16 protein-coding genes are annotated in these 17,506 nt (G+C 65.8%); 6 read left to right on the top strand and 10 right to left on the bottom strand.

Annotated elements, in window-relative coordinates:
* Positions 1 to 14: 14 nt before the first annotated feature.
* The 5 genes from FOB72_RS24710 to FOB72_RS24690 are packed head-to-tail and all read right to left on the bottom strand — an operon-like array spanning position 15 to position 4,838.
* On the bottom strand, positions 15 to 824 hold the full coding sequence (locus FOB72_RS24710) for a carbohydrate ABC transporter permease (protein ID WP_150375288.1): 810 nt from the start codon (positions 822 to 824) through the stop codon (positions 15 to 17).
* Complete coding sequence (locus FOB72_RS24705) at positions 821 to 1,693, bottom strand: carbohydrate ABC transporter permease (protein WP_150375287.1); 873 nt, start codon at positions 1,691 to 1,693, stop codon at positions 821 to 823. Before FOB72_RS24705 ends, FOB72_RS24710 begins: the two co-directional genes overlap by 4 nt.
* 4 nt (positions 1,694 to 1,697) lie before the next feature.
* Complete coding sequence (locus tag FOB72_RS24700) at positions 1,698 to 2,993, bottom strand: ABC transporter substrate-binding protein (protein WP_150375286.1); 1,296 nt, start codon at positions 2,991 to 2,993, stop codon at positions 1,698 to 1,700.
* A gap of 47 nt (positions 2,994 to 3,040) precedes the next feature.
* Positions 3,041 to 4,042 carry an ABC transporter ATP-binding protein gene (locus tag FOB72_RS24695; protein WP_150375285.1) on the bottom strand — a complete coding sequence of 334 codons (1,002 nt, stop codon included), beginning with the start codon at positions 4,040 to 4,042 and terminating at the stop codon, positions 3,041 to 3,043.
* A gap of 28 nt (positions 4,043 to 4,070) precedes the next feature.
* The gene (locus tag FOB72_RS24690) at positions 4,071 to 4,838 is read right to left on the bottom strand and encodes a DeoR/GlpR family DNA-binding transcription regulator (protein ID WP_150375284.1); all 768 of its coding nucleotides are present in this window, start codon (positions 4,836 to 4,838) and stop codon (positions 4,071 to 4,073) included.
* Positions 4,839 to 5,001: 163 nt separating this feature from the next.
* On the opposite strand from FOB72_RS24690, the gene FOB72_RS24685 reads away from it, so the two are divergent.
* The 5 genes from FOB72_RS24685 (at position 5,002) to FOB72_RS24665 (ending at position 9,608) form a co-directional block, all read left to right on the top strand.
* Positions 5,002 to 5,814, top strand: a complete 813-nt coding sequence (locus FOB72_RS24685) for a YggS family pyridoxal phosphate-dependent enzyme (protein ID WP_150375283.1) — start codon at positions 5,002 to 5,004, stop codon at positions 5,812 to 5,814.
* A 67-nt stretch (positions 5,815 to 5,881) separates the two neighbouring features.
* The gene (locus FOB72_RS24680; RefSeq protein ID WP_150375282.1) at positions 5,882 to 6,802 is read left to right on the top strand and encodes a pyridoxal-phosphate dependent enzyme; all 921 of its coding nucleotides are present in this window, start codon (positions 5,882 to 5,884) and stop codon (positions 6,800 to 6,802) included.
* Positions 6,803 to 6,935: 133 nt separating this feature from the next.
* A complete protein-coding gene (locus tag FOB72_RS24675) occupies positions 6,936 to 7,979 on the top strand; it encodes a glycine betaine ABC transporter substrate-binding protein (RefSeq protein ID WP_150375281.1) in 1,044 nt (347 codons plus the stop codon).
* 4 nt (positions 7,980 to 7,983) lie between these two features.
* Positions 7,984 to 8,763 (top strand): ABC transporter permease, encoded by a 780-nt coding sequence (locus FOB72_RS24670; protein WP_223851791.1) that lies wholly within the window; start codon positions 7,984 to 7,986, stop codon positions 8,761 to 8,763.
* Positions 8,760 to 9,608 carry an ABC transporter ATP-binding protein gene (locus tag FOB72_RS24665; protein WP_150375280.1) on the top strand — a complete coding sequence of 283 codons (849 nt, stop codon included), beginning with the start codon at positions 8,760 to 8,762 and terminating at the stop codon, positions 9,606 to 9,608. The genes FOB72_RS24670 and FOB72_RS24665 overlap by 4 nt, the downstream gene beginning before the upstream one ends.
* Here FOB72_RS24665 and FOB72_RS24660 read toward each other — a convergent pair.
* The 4 genes from FOB72_RS24660 to FOB72_RS24650 form a co-directional block, all read right to left on the bottom strand.
* Complete coding sequence (locus FOB72_RS24660; protein ID WP_150375279.1) at positions 9,603 to 11,012, bottom strand: amidase; 1,410 nt, start codon at positions 11,010 to 11,012, stop codon at positions 9,603 to 9,605. The two genes, FOB72_RS24665 and FOB72_RS24660, sit on opposite strands and share 6 nt — an antisense overlap.
* 215 nt (positions 11,013 to 11,227) lie before the next feature.
* Positions 11,228 to 11,353 carry a hypothetical protein gene (locus FOB72_RS32830; RefSeq protein ID WP_263364840.1) on the bottom strand — a complete coding sequence of 42 codons (126 nt, stop codon included), beginning with the start codon at positions 11,351 to 11,353 and terminating at the stop codon, positions 11,228 to 11,230.
* A 75-nt stretch (positions 11,354 to 11,428) separates the two neighbouring features.
* Entirely contained in the window at positions 11,429 to 12,067 is a 639-nt protein-coding gene (locus tag FOB72_RS24655; RefSeq protein ID WP_150375278.1) for an FMN-binding negative transcriptional regulator, read from the bottom strand.
* A gap of 155 nt (positions 12,068 to 12,222) precedes the next feature.
* Positions 12,223 to 13,743: a PLP-dependent aminotransferase family protein gene (locus FOB72_RS24650; protein WP_150375277.1), complete on the bottom strand. Its 1,521-nt coding sequence runs from the start codon at positions 13,741 to 13,743 to the stop codon at positions 12,223 to 12,225.
* 370 nt (positions 13,744 to 14,113) lie between these two features.
* Here FOB72_RS24650 and FOB72_RS24645 point away from each other — a divergent pair, with 370 nt between their 5' ends.
* Entirely contained in the window at positions 14,114 to 16,108 is a 1,995-nt protein-coding gene (locus tag FOB72_RS24645; protein ID WP_150375276.1) for an AAA family ATPase, read from the top strand.
* A 12-nt stretch (positions 16,109 to 16,120) separates the two neighbouring features.
* Here FOB72_RS24645 and FOB72_RS24640 read toward each other — a convergent pair whose 3' ends face one another.
* Positions 16,121 to 17,452, bottom strand: coding sequence for a PLP-dependent aminotransferase family protein (locus FOB72_RS24640; protein WP_150375275.1), 1,332 nt, complete (start codon positions 17,450 to 17,452; stop codon positions 16,121 to 16,123).
* Positions 17,453 to 17,506: the final 54 nt, after the last annotated feature.

The following is a 17,506-nucleotide window of genomic DNA, read 5'->3' as shown; positions in this document are numbered from 1 at the left end:
GACGGGCTGGCGTGTCACTTGACGCCAGCCTGCATGAACGACTGCATGAACTGCCGCTGGAACAGCAGGAACGCCAGCACGAGGGGGCCGACACAGAGCAGCGTGCCAGCCGACAGCACGCCCCAGTCGACCCCGGTTTCCGGCGCGGCGAACAGCGCCATGCCGACGGTCACGGGACGGCTGGCCTCGGTCTGCGTGGCGACGAGCGGCCACAGGAAGTTGTTCCAGTGATAGCTGATGGATACCAGCGCATAGGCAAGATAGGTCGGCCGCGCGAGCGGCACATACACCTTGAGCAGGATGCCGAGGCGGCTCAGGCCTTCGATGCACGCGGCATCCTCGAGCTCCTGCGGCACCGTCATGAACGTCTGCCGCAGCAGGAAGATGCCGAACGCGCTGGCAATGTAGGGTAGTGCCACGCCAAGATAGGCATCCACCTGACCGAGCCGCGCGATCGTGAGGTAGTTCTCGGCGATCAGCACCTCGGGCATCACCATCAACTGCAGCAGCACGAGTCCGAAGACGATGCCACGCCCGGCGAACCGCATGCGCGCCAGCGCGAACGCCGCCAGCGTGCAGACGGCCAGCTGCAGCACGAGCAGCAGCGTGACGATGGCCATCGTGTTCAGCAGATAGCGCGCGAACGGCGCCACGTGCCACGCCTGCGGAAAGTTATCGAGCCCCCAGCGCGTATCGAAGCTCAGCCGCATGGCCTCGCCCCCGGGATGAAACGCCCCCCAGCACAGCAGCAACAGGGGCGAGATCCACAACAGGCCGGCCGCGAGCGCGGCCGCGGGTATCAATGCATGGCGAAGAGCGTTCATCGGTAGTGCACGCGATTGCGGGACAGCCAGAATTGAATGGCGGAGCAGAGCGCAAGCAGGGCCAGCAGTACGACCGTCAATGCGCCGGCATAGCTCGCGTCCTGGAACTTGAACGCGATCTCGTAGAGGTAATACAGCAGCAGCGTGCTCGCGTTGTTGGGGCCGCCACGCGTCAGCACGAAGATATGGTCGACGAGCTTGAACGCGTTGATCAGCGCGTTGACCACGACGAACAGCGTGGTCGGCGCCAGCAACGGCAGCACCACGCGCCGGAGCCGATACCATGCGGAGGGGGACTCGAGCCGCGCGGCGTCGAGCAACTCCGTCGAGATCGATTGCAGCGCGGCGAGATAGAAGATCATGAAGAAGCCCGCCTCCTTCCAGATGGTGACCACCATCAGCGCGGGCAACGCGGTATCGGTATCGCCGAGCCAGTTGCGGCCGGTCACGCCGACGCCCGAGAGCAGCCGGTTCAGCAGGCCGATGTCGGGTGCGTAGAAGAACAGCCAGACGTTGGCGGCGGCCACCATCGGCAGGACAGTCGGCGTGAAGAAGGCGAGCCGCAGCAGTCCGCGGCCCGCATAGCGTTGATTGACCCAGAGCGCCATGGCGAGCGCCAGCACGACGGAGACCGGAACCGTCACCAGCGCATACCAGAGATTGTTGCGCAGCGCCTGCCGGAAGACGGGGTCATCGAGCAGCGCGGCAAACTGCTCGGCGCCCGTGAACGACGCCGGCAGCCCCGGCGCCTGCGTATGCAGGCTGTGCCAGAGGCTGCCCGCGATGGGCCAGTAAGTGAACGCGGCAAGCAGGACCAGCGCAGGCAGCAGCATGAGCCACGCCTGCGCGGCTTGACGGGAATGGCCCATGCAATCAGCGCTGGTAAGGCTTCAGCACGCGCTCGGCCTGCGCCTGCGCACCGGTCAGCGCCGCGCGCGGCTCCTGCTGGCCCGTGATGGCCGACTGCAGCGCATCTTCGAGCATCTTGCGCACGCGGCCCGACTGGTGCGTCGAGAGTTCGGCGGTGGCGACCGACAGCTGGTCACGCGCGACGAGAGTCTGCGGCACCTTCGCGGCGTACTCCTTGAGCGTCGGCGTGTCGTAGCTCGCGGCGCTTACGCCCATGTAGCCCGTGGCCACGCTCCATTGCGCCGAACGCTCGGGCGCGGTCAGGAACTTGACCAGACGGAACGCGGCACGCTGTTCGGCATCGCTGCCGCTCTTGAACAGGTAGAAGTTGCCGCCGCCGGTGGGCGAGCCCGGCTCGGTGTTGCCGGGCAGCGGCGCCACGCCGACGTCGAACTTGGCTTCCTTGAGCACGGCCGTCAGGTTGCCGGTGGAGTGCCACATCATCGCGGTCTTGCCCTCGACGAAGTTCTGGCGCAGCGTGCCCCATTCGATCAGACCCTTCGGGCTCAGGCCGTCCTTCGACAGCGAGGTCCAGAACTCGAGCGCCTGCACGGCCTTCGGGCTGTCGAACATCGTGCGCGTGCCGGCCGGGTTCATCAGCGTCTGGCTGTTCTGCTTGGTCAGCGCGCCGAACATCCAGTAGGCGTAGCCCGTGGAGGGGATCATCACGCCCCAGCGACTGGTGTTGGCACCGTCGCGCTGCACGAGCCTGGCGGCGGCTTCACGCATCTCGGTCCATGTGCGCGGCGGCTTGTTCGGGTCCAGCCCGGCCTGGCGGAACGCATCCTTGTTGTAGAACATGACGATGGTCGAGCGCTGGAACGGAATGCCCCAGGTCTTGCCGTCGGCGCGGCCGTTGTCCATCAGGCCCGGGTAGAAGCTTTGCAGCCACTGCTTGTCGTCGGGCGAGGTGGCAAAGTCGTCGAACGGGCGAATGACGCCCATGTCCTTCAGTTCATGCAGGTCGATCGAGAACAGCACGGACGTCTGCACCGGCGTGCCGGCCTTGAGCGCGGCCAGTGCCTTGGTGCGCGCGTCGTCGTAGTTGCCCGCATAGATGGCGTTGACCTTGACGTCGGGGTTCGACTGCTCGAACTCGCCGACGAGCTTGTCCACGACCTGCGTGAGCGGGCCGCCGACGGACACGGGGTAGTACATCGTGACTTGCGTCTGCGCGGCGGAAGCGGCAAGCGGGGTCAGACCGGTGAGGCCCGCGAACGCGCCGAGCGCAAGCGCCAGGCATCGGGTTTTGAACGACATGATGGCTCCTTGAGGACGATGGGGGAAAGACAGGGCAGGTCGGCAGATCAGGATGGTGTTGCCGCGACGGGGTCGATGGGGAAGCGATGCTCGTGCTCGGCGGACCATTGCAACGCGAGCCCGCTGCCCGGCACCACCGCAACGCGGCCCGGATGCCGCACGAGCAGCGGCTGGCCATGCAGTTTCACTTCCATCAGCGTGTCGGCACCGTGATATTCGGCGCGCATGACGACAGCATCATGTCCATCGCCGGGTTCTCCGGGTTCGCCGACATCGATATGTTCGGGACGCACGCCGAGCCACGCGCCGCTGCCCGGCATGCGAATCAGGTTCATCGGCGGCTGTCCGATAAAGCGCGCCACCACGGGCGTCGCGGGTTTGTCGTAAAGCTCGGCCGGTGTGCCGACCTGCGCGATCTGGCCCTGATGCATGAGCACGATGCGGTCGGCCATGCTCATCGCTTCCACCTGGTCGTGCGTCACATAGACCACGGTCAGGCCGAGCTGCTGCTGCAGCTTGCGAAGCTCGGCGCGCATCTCCGCGCGCAACTGGGCATCGAGATTGGACAGCGGCTCGTCCATCAGGCACATCGGATGCTGCGACACGATGGCGCGCGCCAGCGCCACGCGCTGCTTCTGTCCGCCGGACAGCGCGCCAGGCTTGCGGGCGAGCAGCGCGCTCAGGCCCAGCAGGTCCGCCGCATGGCGTAGCCGCTTGTCCTGCTCGTCGCGTGCCACCTTGCGCGCGCGCAGGCCGAACACGATGTTGTCCGCGACGCTCAGGTGCGGAAACAGTGCGTAAGACTGGAACACCATGCTGAGCAGGCGCTGCGCCGGATCGAGCGCGGTGACATTGCGGCCGTCGAGGTGGATGCTGCCGTCGGTCGGGCGGTCGAGCCCGGCAATCAGCCGCAGCAGCGTGGTCTTGCCGCAGCCCGAGGCGCCGAGCAGCGCGATGAATTCGCCGCGTTCGATATCGAGGTCGATGCCGCGCAGGACGTCGTGATCGCCAAAGCGCTGGCGCAGCCGTTCGAGTCGCAGGTATGCCATGGAATGTCGTTCAGGGGGAGCGGGCGGGTTAGCAGAGATGCAGCGCGACATCCGCGCGTTCGCACAGCAATGGCAGCGCGGCCATCGCGTCGGTCGCCTCGTGGTCGGTAAAGAGGTGATCGACGTCGTGAAGCGTTCCGACGCGGCACGGAGCGTGATGCAGGTACTTGCTGCTGTCGAGCAGCAGCATGCGCACGTGGCTGTTCGATAGCAGGACGCGGCTCAGCTCGGCTTCCTCGGGCTGGAACTCGTAGAAGGTGCCGTCTTCGTCGAAGCCCGCCGCGCTGCACACCGCGACGTGCGCGCGAAAACGGCGCAGGAAGTCGAGCGACGCGCTGCCCATGACGTCGAGATCGCCGGCGCGCAGCCGCCCGCCGGCCACCCATGTCTCGATGCGCGGCTTGTCCGCGAGCGCGTGCACGGCACCGAGGTTGTTGGTCACCACGCGCAGCGGCAGATCGGCCGGCAACGCGCGCGCGAAGTCCGCGACCGTGGTGCCGTAGCCGAGGAATACCGTCGCGTCGGCCTCGAGCATGCCCACGGCGGACATCCCGATGCGGCGCTTGCGTTCGACGTGGTTCGCGCTGCGTTGCAGGTAGCTAAGGTTGTGCTGGCTCGCGGACAGGCTCAGGCCGCCGTGGGTCCGGCGCGCGAGCCCCTGCACGCTCAGCTCGTTGATATCGCGGCGAATCGTCTGGGTGCTGACGCCAAAACGGCTCGCAAGCTGCTCGGTGCTCAGGTAGCCAGCATCGTTGAGCCAGCCGAAGATCTCGCGCTGGCGCGGGGTTAAGCTCATGGCTCATTCGATCATGTCGTGTGTTCGAATGAAAATGTAAGCGGGCAATATGTCACTTCCATGACTTTCCCGTGGACGATTGGGTAGGTAATCTGGACGAATGGATCGATTGCGGCGCATCGGGCGCGCGATACTGCATCCATCGCATCCAACGAGGCTCGAGATGTCATCGCCAACTTCTTCTCCGACGGGCACCCTTCATGCCCTGCATAACCAGTGGCCGCAGGCCACGTCCGTCGATGACTTCCGCGCCAATCTCGCGGCCGTGCACGCGCGCATCGCGGCGGCCTGCCAGCGCGTGGGGCGCGACCCCGCGGGCGTGCGGCTGCTGCCCGTCAGCAAGACCAAGCCGGAGGCGACGCTGCGGCTCGCGTACGCGGCCGGCTGCCATATGCTCGGCGAGAACAAGCCGCAGGAAGCCCACGGCAAATGGGAGGCCATGCGCGACCTGACGGATCTGCGGTGGTCGGTCATTGGCCATCTGCAGACCAACAAGGCAAAGCTCGTGGCGCAGTTCGCGAGCGAATTCCAGGCGCTGGACAGCCTGCGCGTGGCCGAGGCCCTCGACCGGCGGTTACAGGCGGAGGGCCGCGCGCTCGATGTGTTCGTGCAGGTCAACACCTCGGACGAGGACAGCAAGTATGGGCTGGCGCCCGATGACGTTGCCGCATTCCTGCGCGAATTGCCGGCATTCTCCGCGCTGCGCGTGAAGGGGCTCATGACGCTGGCGATGTTCTCGGCCGAGGCCGATCGCGTGCGGACATGCTTCGTGCAGTTGCGCGAACTGCGCGACCGGCTGCGTAACGACGCCCCGGCGGGCATTGTCCTCGACGAACTGTCGATGGGCATGTCCGGCGACTTCGAGATCGCGATCGAGGAGGGCGCCACGGTCGTGCGCGTGGGGCAAGCCATTTTCGGCGCGCGCGCGACGCCGGACCATCACTACTGGCCAGCCACCGCACCGGTACAGGCATGACGGCATAATGCGGGGTGGCGCGGGGTTCTGCCCCGCGCCACCCTCCATCCTGCCCGACGTACCGATCATGACGCTTCATATCCGCACCCCGCTCCTGCATTCCCTGCCGATGTCCGCGCGACTCGGCAAGACCGTATGGCTCAAGCTGGAAGCCCTCCAGCCGAGCGGGTCGTTCAAGCTCCGGGGGGTGGGGCACGCATGCCTGACCCATGCCGATCGTGGCGCGCGGCGCTTCGTGTCGTCGTCAGGCGGCAATGCGGGCGTCGCCGTGGCCTACTGCGGCCGCATGCTGCGTATTCCCGTGACCGTGGTGGTGCCCGAAACCACGTCGGCGCGCGCGCTCGAACTACTACGCCTCGAAGGCGCAGAGGTCATCGTCCATGGCCAATCGTGGGCCGAAGCAAACGCGCTCGCGCAGTCGATGCTCGACGAACACACTGCCTTTATCCATCCGTTCGACGACCCGCTGCTGTGGACCGGTCACGCGTCGCTGGTCGATGAGGTCGCCGAGGCCGGCGTCCGGCCCGATGCCGTGGTGCTGTCGGTCGGCGGCGGTGGTTTGCTGAGCGGCGTTGCCGAAGGCATGCACCGGCAGGGCTGGGACGACGTGCCCATCGTCGCGGCGGAGACGCACGGCACGGCATCCCTCGCCCGTTCGCTGGAGGCCGAAGCGGTTGTGGAGCTGCCCGCGGTGACGGGCATCGCCACGTCGCTGGCCGCCAAGCGGCCGGCGACGGAAGCCGTGGCCTGGAGCCGCCGGCGGCCGATCGCGAGCGTGGAAGTCTCGGACCGCGAGGCCGTCGTCGCGGCGTTGCAACTGCTGACCGACCATCGCCTGCTGGTGGAGCCGGCATGCGGTGCCGCCCTTGCCGCCGTGGAGAAACATCCCGCCGCGCTGGCGGACGCGAAGGAGATCCTGATCGTCGTCTGCGGCGGCGTGGTGGCCACGCTCGCGCAACTGCAGGAGTGGGAGGGCACGCTCACCTGAGCTCCCGGCGCATATATGCGCGAAACGATGAAGCCGCGACAGCGGCGGCACATGTGGTTATCTGATTCGATTCGTTGTGGCGGGTGGGTTTCCTTCATAGGATGGACGCCCCAATCATCCCTGCCATCGACCCATGAAAACATCGTTTCGCAGCTGGCTGATCGCCGGCGCTGCCTTTGCTTTACCGTTTGCCGTCGCCGGTAGCGTGGCGGCCGCCGAGCCGTTGCCGAAGGAAGTGCGCATTGCCTATAGCGGCGGCGCGCAGCTGATCGTCAATGCCAAGGTCGATGGCTCGCTGGAGAAGGCATTCGGTGTGCCCGTCAAATGGGTGCAGTTCGGCACCGGCGCGGACGTGCTGAATCTGTTCGCGAGCAACAGTATCGATATCGCGAACTTCGGCTCGAGCCCTACGGTCTCCGCCATCGTGCGCAAGCTCCCGATCGAACTGGTCGGCGTCTCCGCGGATATCGCGACCTATGAACGGCTGGTCGCGCGCAAGAGCAAGAACATCCAGTCGCTGAACGACCTCGCGGGCCATACGGTGGGCTACCCCGCCAACTCCACGGCACAGTACGCGCTCGACACAGCCATCCAGCTCAACAAGATCGACCGCTCGAAAATCCGCTTCGTGCCGCTCAAGCCGGACGAACTGGTTGCCGCATGGCGGCGCGGCGACGTCGATGCCGGCTATGTATGGGCCCCGTTCAACTCCACGCTGGAGGCGAACGGTGGACAGCCGATCTTCTACACGAAGGATCTGAAGAAGGACGGCTACCTGATCTTCAATGGCATCTCCATCAGCAAGGCGTTCGGCGAGAAGCATCCGGAGCTCGTGGCCAGGCTGCTGCTCGTGCTCGAACAGCAGGTGGCGAACTACCGCAAGAATCCGCAGGCCGTGGCCGAGGCCATCGCGAAGGAGCTGGGTTCCACGCCGGCCGCCGTGACGGACTCGATCAATGGCAACGAGTATCCGACGATTGCCGATCAGCTCAAGCCGCAGTGGTTCGGTGACGGCACCAGCCCCGATAGCAGCACGCTGGCCGGCGCGGTGCGCAAGACCGCCGATTTTCTCGGCAGCATCGACCAGATTCGCAAGCAGGACATTCCGGCCTCGTTTGCGACGTCCATCAACCCCCGGTATCTGAAGCTCGCGCAGCAGATCAAGGCGGACAAGTAAGGCAGTGGTGCTGGATCGCCGGTATTTCAGTCTGTCAGTCAGCACGGCGGCGGTAATTGCCGTGCTGGCGCTGTGGCAGATCGCGGGCAGCCGTGGATGGGTCGATGCACTGTTCCTTCCGCCGCCGACCGAGCTTGCCGTTTCGTTCTCTCACCTGTGGCGGGACGGCTATGGGCAGATTCCGATGTGGAAGCACGTCGGCATCAGCCTGGCGCGCGCAATGTCCGCATTCGTCGCATCGATCGTCATCGGCGTGCCGCTGGGACTGCTGATGGGACGCAGCGCCGCGCTTGCCGCGGCATTGAACCCTTTCGTGCAGTTTTTGCGGCCGTTACCGAAGATCGCGCTGATTCCGCTGACGATCGTATGGCTAGGGATCGATGAAGCCTCGAAGTTCTTTCTGATCTTCATCGCCACGTTTCTCAATGTGCTGGTCGGTTCCGCGGCGGCCGTGCGGGGCGTGTCGGAGGGGTATATCCGCGTGGCGCAGACCCTCGGCCTGAACCGGCGGCAGGTGTTCTGGCGCGTGGTGTTTCCGCATTGCGCCGGGGATCTGTTCACCACTGTTCGCCTGTCGATCGGCATCGGCTGGACCGCGCTCGTGGCGGCCGAACTGGTGGCATCGAGCGCGGGCGTGGGCTGGATGATCGTCAACGCCGGCTCCTATTTGCGGACCGATGTGGTGATGATCGGCATCCTGATCCTCGGTATCGTCGGTTATGCACTCGACGTGGCGCTGGTCGCGCTGCAGAAATGGATCGTTCCCTGGGCGGGCAAGGCATGACACATATCGTTCTGGACGACGTGACCTTCGCGTTCGACGCGGGGGCGCGGACGGTCTCGCCGCCCGTGCTCGATCACGTGAACCTTTCGATCGGCGAAGGCGAGTTTGTCGTACTGCTCGGCCCCTCGGGCTGTGGCAAGTCCACGATCCTCAATCTGATTGCCGGTTTCGAGCGACCGCTTGCCGGGCGCGTGGTCAGCAATGGCCGTACCGTCGAGGCGCCATCCCCGGAGCGCGGCATGGTGTTCCAGCAGCCGATGCTGTATCCGTGGCTCGATGTCTGGGGCAATGTCACGTTCGGCGCGCGTATGCGTGGCACGAAGGCCGCGGCGTACACCCCGCAGGCCGAACTCCTGCTCTGGCAGATGGGGCTGTTGCCCTACCGCCATGCGTCGCCGTGGGAACTGTCGGGCGGCATGCGCCAGCGCGTCGCACTCGCGCGCGCGTGGATCATGCAGCCCGACATCCTGCTGATGGACGAACCATTCGGTGCGCTCGATGCGCAGACACGCGCGTTGATGCAGGAACTGCTGCTGCAGACCTGGGCGCAACGCCGCACGACCATCCTGTTCGTGACGCACGACGTCGATGAAGCGCTGCTGCTGGGAACGCGCATCCTTGTCATGTCCGCGCGTCCCGGCCGCATCCGCGAGGAGATCCGCGTGCCATTCCAGTATCCGCGCGACGCGGAGGCACTGGCCACGAACCCGGCGTACGGCACCATCCGCGCCCATGCGCTGCACCTGGTGAGAGAGGAAGCGCGCAGGCATATGGAGGCGATGCAACCGGGTACCGCGCCGTTGTCGGCCTATCCGCCCGCGGATCTCATACGGCGGGTTTCATAGCGCGGGGCGCAGGTTGCGGACCGGGCTCACCGATTCGAGCAGGGATGCCAGATGCAGGAGGGTGGACTCCGCGAGCCACTTGCCGACGATCTGCACATTGATCGGCAGGCCCTCGCTGCTCGTGCCGAACCGCATCGACAGGCCCGGCAGTCCGGTCACATTGAGCGGGACGGTGGCACCCTGCAGATAGGTGGCATCGACGGTCTGGCCGTTGATCGTGAATGACGACTGGCCGTGCTTGTGTGCGGGGATGGGCAGGACGGGCGTGATCAACGCGTCGTAGCGCGAGAAGTAATCGGCGTAGCCGTCGCGCAGACGTTCGGCGGCCTGTTCGGCTTCGATGTAGTCCTGCATCGACGTATCGGGCAGCGCGAGCATGGTCTTGGCCATCATGTAGAGCTCGTCGTCGCGGCGGCCTGCCGTTGCGGCCTGGAACGCGGGCTTCATTTCCATGACATGGAGGCGATTGAACACGTCCAGCGCGAAGTCCTGCTCGAGCGCGGGGATGCGCACGGGCTCGACGAAGACACCGGTATCCCTGAGCGCGTCCGCGGCGGCGCGCACCGTGGCGGCCACTTCGGGATCGATGGGACCGAAGCCCGGTTCGACGAGCCAGCCCACGCGCAGCTGACGATAGGGCGAACGGCCAATACCGGCATCGAACGGGGCGGTGCTCGTTGCGAAGGCGTCGAGGCCGTCGGGGCCGGCCAGCTGCGAGAAGGCCAGGGCCAGGTCGCGAATCGACCGGGCCATCGGGCCGACGTGCCAGAAGCGGCGGGGTGCGCGCGGCCAGATACCGGTCATCGGCACGCGACCGTGCGTGGCCTTGAGCGAGACGATGCCCGTCTGCGCGGCCGGACCTCGCACGGAGATCGCGAGATCGGTGCCGAGGCCGATCGGCGACATGCCGGCTGCAATCGCCGCGGATTCCCCGCCGCTGGAGCCGCCCGGCGTGCGATCCAGATTCCACGGGTTGTTCGATCGGCCCGAGAGCAGGTTGTCGCTTTCGATCCAGTACGAGAACTCGGGCAGGTTGGTCTTCGCGAGCAGGATGCCGCCCGCGCCTTTCATGCGCGCGACGCTCGTCGCATCGGCGTCCGGCATGCGCCCCTTGAAGATCGGCGAGCCGCGCTGGGTCGGCACGCCCGCGGTGTCGATCGAATCCTTTGCCGTGAATGGCACGCCGTGCAGAGGGCCGAGCGCTTCGCCGGCGAGCACCGCCGCTTCGGCTGCCCTGGCGGCCTGCATGGCGTCATCCGCGATCGTGACGATCGCATTGATCTTCGGATCGACCTCGGCGATACGGTCGAGATGGGCCTGCACGACCTCGACGGGAGAGACCGCCTTGGTGCGAATGAGTTCGGCCAGCTTGGTGGCGTCGTGATGGATGAGTTCGGATGTCATTGGAGTGGCCTCGTCGATGGGGGGGATCAGGGCAAACGCGGCGGTCCCGGGATGACAAGCTTGTCTACCTAACGTTTGTTAGGGTGAAAGATAGACGCTATGATTCCGCTCGTCAACACCTTTCGTCCGAGGGTCACTTTTCGTCCGAGGGCCACTTCCGTGCGCGTATCGGCGCGAAGAACTGGATGACGTAATCAGTCAGGGCAAGCCATGCCCTAGGCCGTGAGCCGCAGCCCGAACCACCAGAGATCGACCCGCGCGAACCAGTGGCCGTCGTGTTTGCCGAAGCCGATGCGGGCCATGCGGTTGGCGGGGTTCAGGGGCAGGTAGGTGAGCTTCATCGCTTGCAAAACCGGGGGCACATGACAAAAGGCCCCCGATCTTACAGGCGAAGCGCCCGGGCGTTGCCGCGCGCGTTACCGCTGGTCCGCGGGAATGGCGTCCAGCAACGCCTGCCCGATCGCGACGTGGCCTTGGGCCTTCAGTGCTTCGCCGGTGCTCACCTTGTCGCGCACATCGCGGTTCTGGCTCAACTTGAACTTGCCCACGAGCTGTTCGATTTCCACCTCGATGCCCACGATGGCCTTGAGCATCGTGTCGAGAAAATCGGCCGGCGCCTCGCCCATCTTCCATGGCTTTGGCTGGGTGGCTTCGTGCGTGCGCGTGAGCCTGGCGACGACACCGCGCACGTAGCGCTCGTCGTCGCGAATCGTGATCTTGCCGTGGGCGTGCACCACGCGGTAGTTCCATGTCGGCACGGCCTTGTGGGTCTCCTGCTTGCTCGGATACCAGTTCGGCGAGATATAGGCATCTTCCGCGCGGAACACGACGAGTACGTCATCGCCGCTTTTCACGTCCTGCCAGACCGGGTTGTTGCGCGCGACATGGGCATGGAGGATGCCGTGCCTGCCAGCGGCCGCATCGAGCTCGAAAGGCAGGTGATTGGCGTCGAGGCCGGCCTTGCCATGGGTCATGAGGATCGCGAACGGGAACTCACGCATCAGCCGATGGAGGTCTTCGACGTTGGTGGCTTCGAAATGGGCAGGGACGTACATGTTCGGTTCCGCGTGGGGCGTTGTTGGGAGGGGCTAACCGCATGCAGGCATGATGGCCCTTCTTCATGCCACCGTGAAGGGCCATTTTCGATTGAATTCACTGGACCAGTATTCCAGGCCGCCGTTCCTATGCCACCGTTTCTATGGCGCCGTTTCTATGCCACCGTACGGCGCGCGCTGCTGTTGCGCGCCCTGGCCGCCGTGGCGATCACCGCACCGAGCCGGTTCACGGCTTCTTCTGTTTGCGCGTCGGGGTAGCCACCCAGGCCCAGGATCAGGCCGGGCCGGCGACGGCCTGGCGTGTACAGCGGCGAGACGGGCCGGACGGCCACGCCCGATTCCATGGCCTTTGCCGCGACCGCCACATCGTCGATCCCGTCGGCAAGCCAGAGGACGACGTGCATGCCCTGGTCGCCGGGCTGCAGCCATGCGCGTTTTGCCGGAATACGCGCTTCGATCGTCGAGATCAGGTGCTGGCGACGCTCCGCGTAGACCAGCCGCACGCGCCGGATATGCCGATCCAGATGGCCTTCCGCGATGTACGCCGCAAGGGTGTGCTGGTCGGCGCTCGGCGGATGCCGGTCCATGAGGCCGCGTGCGCCGCAGAATGCCGGGACGAGATGTTCCGGCACGATCGCATAACCGAGCCGAAGCGACGGAAACAGGATCTTGCTGAACGTGCCGAGGTAGATCGTGCGATCGGGCGCCAGGCCTTGCAGCGAAGGGAACGGATGCCCGACGTATCGCAACTCGCTGTCGTAGTCGTCTTCGACGATCCATGCGCCGTTCTCCCTGGCCCACGTGACGAGTGCTGTGCGCCGGGCCATGCTGAGCGGCATGCCGAGGGGATACTGATGCGATGGCGTCACGAACGCCACGCGCGCGTGTGGCGCGGCGCGAATGCCCGCGTCCACGTCGATTCCCGATTCATCGACGGGTACGCGCATCATGCGCTCGCCCGCGCCGGTCGCTTCCAGTATCCCTGTGATGCCGCGATAGGCGGGATCCTCGACCCATGCAAGGTCCGCAGGCTCCAGAAGTATCTGGCAGGCGAGGTAGAGTCCCTGCTGGGTGCCCGCGGTGACGATGACTTGCTCGGGTGCGCAATGCACGGAGCGCGACTTGCGCACGTAATCGGCAATGGCCGCGCGCAATGCGGGCACGCCCTGCGGATCGTCGTAGCCGGACGGCGCCGCCGCGCGCAGTCCACGCGTGCGATTGCCGAGTTTGCGCCAGGTGTCGTCAGGGGAAGTGGGACCGATCGGGACCGACACGGCGAACGGAACGGGCGGTAGTGGCGTGAACTGGCGGGCCGCCTCCGCGAATGCGGCCGCGCGGGGCGGCAGCTTGGGCGCGGCGGCGGGTTTCCTCGCCCGCCTTTGCGCGGTCGATACCGGCACCGCAGACAGGCTGCTCGACACGCGCGTGCTCGATCCCGCCTGCGCTTCAAGAAAACCCTCCGCGATCAGTTGCTCGAATGCATTGGTCACCAATCCACGCGAGATCCCGATCGTGCCAGCGAGATACCGCGTGGAGGGAAGCGATTCGCCGGGCTTCAGTTCCCCCGCGCGAATGGCCTCCCTGAGCACCAGCGTCAGCTGCCGACCCAGCTCGCCCTTCGTGCGATCGAGCTTGCCCATAAAGGGCAGTTCCGTACCTTGACGGCGTCTTGGCATGAATACCGGCTCACTGATTGGTTTCGATAAGGGTCACATACGATAAACCAGTCGGTCGGCGGCCGCGTAGTTGGATTCACGCAACGCCCCGCTGCCGGGGGTTGCGAGCCACGTGCGGCTCATATCAAAATCCCCCTCCAGCAGTTGATTCTGCCGATGCAACGAGCGACCTTGCATCGGCCACCGCTCCGAAGGAGAGCTCCCTATGCGTTGTACCGCTTCCATCATCTACTGACACCCGATTCCTGCGTCCCGGCCGGATCGTGTGGATTCCCGATTCGGCCCGGCGCGGCAGCGGCTCGTTTGTGAGCTCGCGTTCCGCAAGCCCCGGCCCATCGCAGCCGGGGTTTTTTGTTTTCAGGAACGCGACATGAGTGTCACGATGGAAACCCGCGCCCCCGATCCGGGCAGGGAAGCCCACACGCCGTTCGATGCGGCGATGGCGGAACGGCAGCGTCGTCTGGCCGACGCCGCCACACAGCTCAAGCTCGAATTGCACGGTATCGATGCCGTCATCGATCAGGTCATCGACGCGGTGCGCGCATGGTATGTGCTGCCGCAGGTCATCACGCGCCCGGTCATCGTTTGCCTCTGGGGGCTGACGGGGACCGGCAAGACGCAACTCACGCGCCGGCTCGCGCAATTGCTCGGCTTCTACGATCGCTTCGTGGAAGTGCAGATGGATGGCTTCAGCAACGGCTCGGGCAGCCGGGGCACGACGGTGTCGGGCATGCTCGGCAACTCCGGCATCAAGGAAGGCGAGCCCGGCATCCTCGTGCTCGACGAGTTCCAGCGCTTTCGCACCGTGGATGACAAGGGCAAGGATCTGACCGCATTGCGCTATCAGGACGTGTGGGCGCTGCTGTCGGATGGCCGTCTGCCGCCCGCGGTAGGGTCGTTGCAGGAGATCGAGCGCAAGCTGGCCGATATGCGCCATACCGAGGAGCGCGCCGCCCGCGAGCACGACGACGATGAACCGGACAGTGACAAGCGTCGTCGTGCCGCGCCGCTGCGGTATCGCCTCGACCCGTGGGATGCGCAGGATATCCGGCAGATGCTCAAGCTCAAGGAGCCGCTGCTGGAGATCATGGAGTGGCCCGCCGCGCGCGTGCATGCATTGCTGCAGGAATTCCAGCGCTCGCAACAGTCCTGGGAGACCGACTACAGCCGGCTGCTGATCTTCGTAAGCGGCAATCTGGACGAAATGTATGCGCACGTCGCGCAGCGTGTGGAAGACTGCGATACCGATGCGGATATCTTCCACGACATGACGTCACGGCTCACGCTCATCGACGTCAAGCGCGCGTTGTCGCAGCGTTTCCGGCCGGAACAGATCGCCCGGCTGGGGAACCATCACGTGATCTACCCTTCGTTCAACCGGGCCACCTACGAACTGCTGGTCCGCGACGCGGTGCAGCGCTATGTCGGTGGAATTGCCGACAGTATCGGCCTGCGCTTTCTCGTCGGCGACGATGTGCTGGCGGAGGTCTACGACAACGCGGTATTCCCGACGCAGGGCACGCGTCCGCTGTTTTCGTCGGTGCATGCGATTCTGAGTGCGAGTCTCGTCGATGCCGCGCTGTGGGCGATTGGCGAAGGGGTGTCGCCGCAATCGGTCCTGCGGGTCACGCTGTCGGAGGATCGGCGGCATCTGGCGATCACGGCTTCGGCGCGCGGCACACCGCTGCGCCGCGAATTCGCGATCCCGCTGGAGTTGCGTCGCATCAAGCAGCGCGCGAACCGCGACTTCCGCGCATTGCTCGCGGTGCACGAAGCCGGCCACGGGCTCGTCTATAGCCTGCTGTTCGGCCGTGTGCCACTGGAGATCAAGATCAATATCGCCTCGTTCGAAGGCGGCTACAACAGCTTTAGCCGGTTGCAGGCGGTCACGCGGCAGAACAGCCTGGACCGGATCTGCACCATCCTCGCGGGGCGTGCCGCGGAGTCGCTGGTGTTCGGCGAGATGGCGTGCACGACGGGGGCCGAGCACGACTACCGCCAGGCGACGGAGGCCGCATCGCGATATCTGCGTTATCACGGGTTCGGCGAACGGATCAGCCGCACCGATGTCACGAGCAATCCCGACGATCACGTGAACACCGACGTAGAGCCGTCGAACGTTGCCATGGAGGAACTCCTGCGCGAGCAATACACGCGCGCGACCGACCTGCTCCGGCGGCATCGCGCGGTATTCAAGGCCGTGGCCAATCAACTCATGCAGGACGGACAGGTCCTGCCGGACGCAATGGTCCGGCTGCTCGCCGCGCATGGTATCGAGGCGGTGGCATCGGCGGCCGCGCAGGATGGCGAGGGCAGCGCGGTGCTGGAATCGTTCGCGGAGCGCCTCGAACGATTCAAGGAATAAGGCATGCGTCGCTCAATACGCAAACTCCGCCACGACATTCGCCACCGTCCGAAGCGATTGCCCGAGCATATCCTTGTCCACCGAGCCGAGGGCGAGCCGCAGCGCGTGCGGGACATGCCTCGATGTCGCGTACGGATGGGCCGTGGAGACCAGCACATGCGCCTGCATCAACGCCTTGCTTATGACGTCGGCGCGGACGTCTTCCGGTAACGGCAGCCATACGAAATACGAGGCCGGATGGCGGATGGGTTTCAGGTGACCCAGCACGTCGCCGACGATCTGTTGCCGTTGTCTGGCGTCGCGACGCTTCTCGGCCTCCAGCGCTGTCACCGTGCCGTCTTCGATCCATCCGCACGCGATGGCGGTCATGAGGGCGGGTGTGTGCCAGGTGGTCGCGCGGATCGTGCGCTCGATCTTCGCCATCGCCGCGGGCGGTGCGTGAACGCTACCGACCCGTAGCCCGGTGGCGACACTCTTCGACAGGCCCGACACGTGGACCGTGATGTCCGGCGCCAGCGCGGCGAGGGGTGGCGGCGCGCGTTCTTCAAGGAATGCATAGGCGCCATCTTCGATCAGCGTGAGTCCGTGGCGCCTCGCGAGGGCGACGAGTTCCCGCCGGCGTTGCGCACCCATGACCCATCCCAGCGGGTTGTGCAGCGTGGGCATCGTATAGAACGCGCGCACACGCCGCCGTTTGCACAACTGTGCCAATGCATCGAGGTCCGGGCCGCGCCCGGCCGCCGGGACGGGTACCAGTTCCAGATGACAGGCTTCCGCCGCGAGCTTGAAGCCGGGATAGGTGATGGCATCCGCGGCGATCACATCCCCGGGCTCGAACAGCGCCATGGCGCTGACGGTCAATCCGTGCTGCGCGCCGCTGACCAGCACCGTGTCGGCGGCTGAGGCCGACACGCCGCGGGTGCCCAAATGACGTGCCATGATCGCTCGCTCGTGCGCGCGTCCTCCATGCGGCTGGTAGCGAAGCATCGCTTCGATATCGCCGGATCCGGCAATCTGGCGCAGCGCCGCGCGCAGCAGATCCGACTGCCCCGGCACGGACGGATTGTTGAAGCCGAGGTCGATCGTGTCGGTGCTCCACGCAAGCAGATCCACGCCGTGGCCGACCGGCAGGACCTCCTTCACGAAGGTGCCGCGTCCCGTCTCGCCACTCACGAGCCCCATGGCCTCCAGCTCCGCGTAGACGCGTGTCGCCGTTACCAGCGCAAGCCCTTCCCGTCTTGCCAGGTCACGGTGCGTCGGCAATTGTGCGCCCGGACGCAGCCGTCCCTCGCGGATATCGGCGGCGTATCGGTCCACGAGGGTCTTGTAGCGGAGCTTGGGCATCGGCGCCTCCCGGCATGCAGGTATCGCCCGTATTGTATCCATGACAATAATTTG

The sequence above is a fragment of the Cupriavidus pauculus genome, from assembly GCF_008693385.1.
GTDB lineage: Bacteria > Pseudomonadota > Gammaproteobacteria > Burkholderiales > Burkholderiaceae > Cupriavidus > Cupriavidus pauculus_D.
Note: the sequence above shows the minus strand (reverse complement) of the source record. Positions and strands in the feature narration are given on the sequence as shown.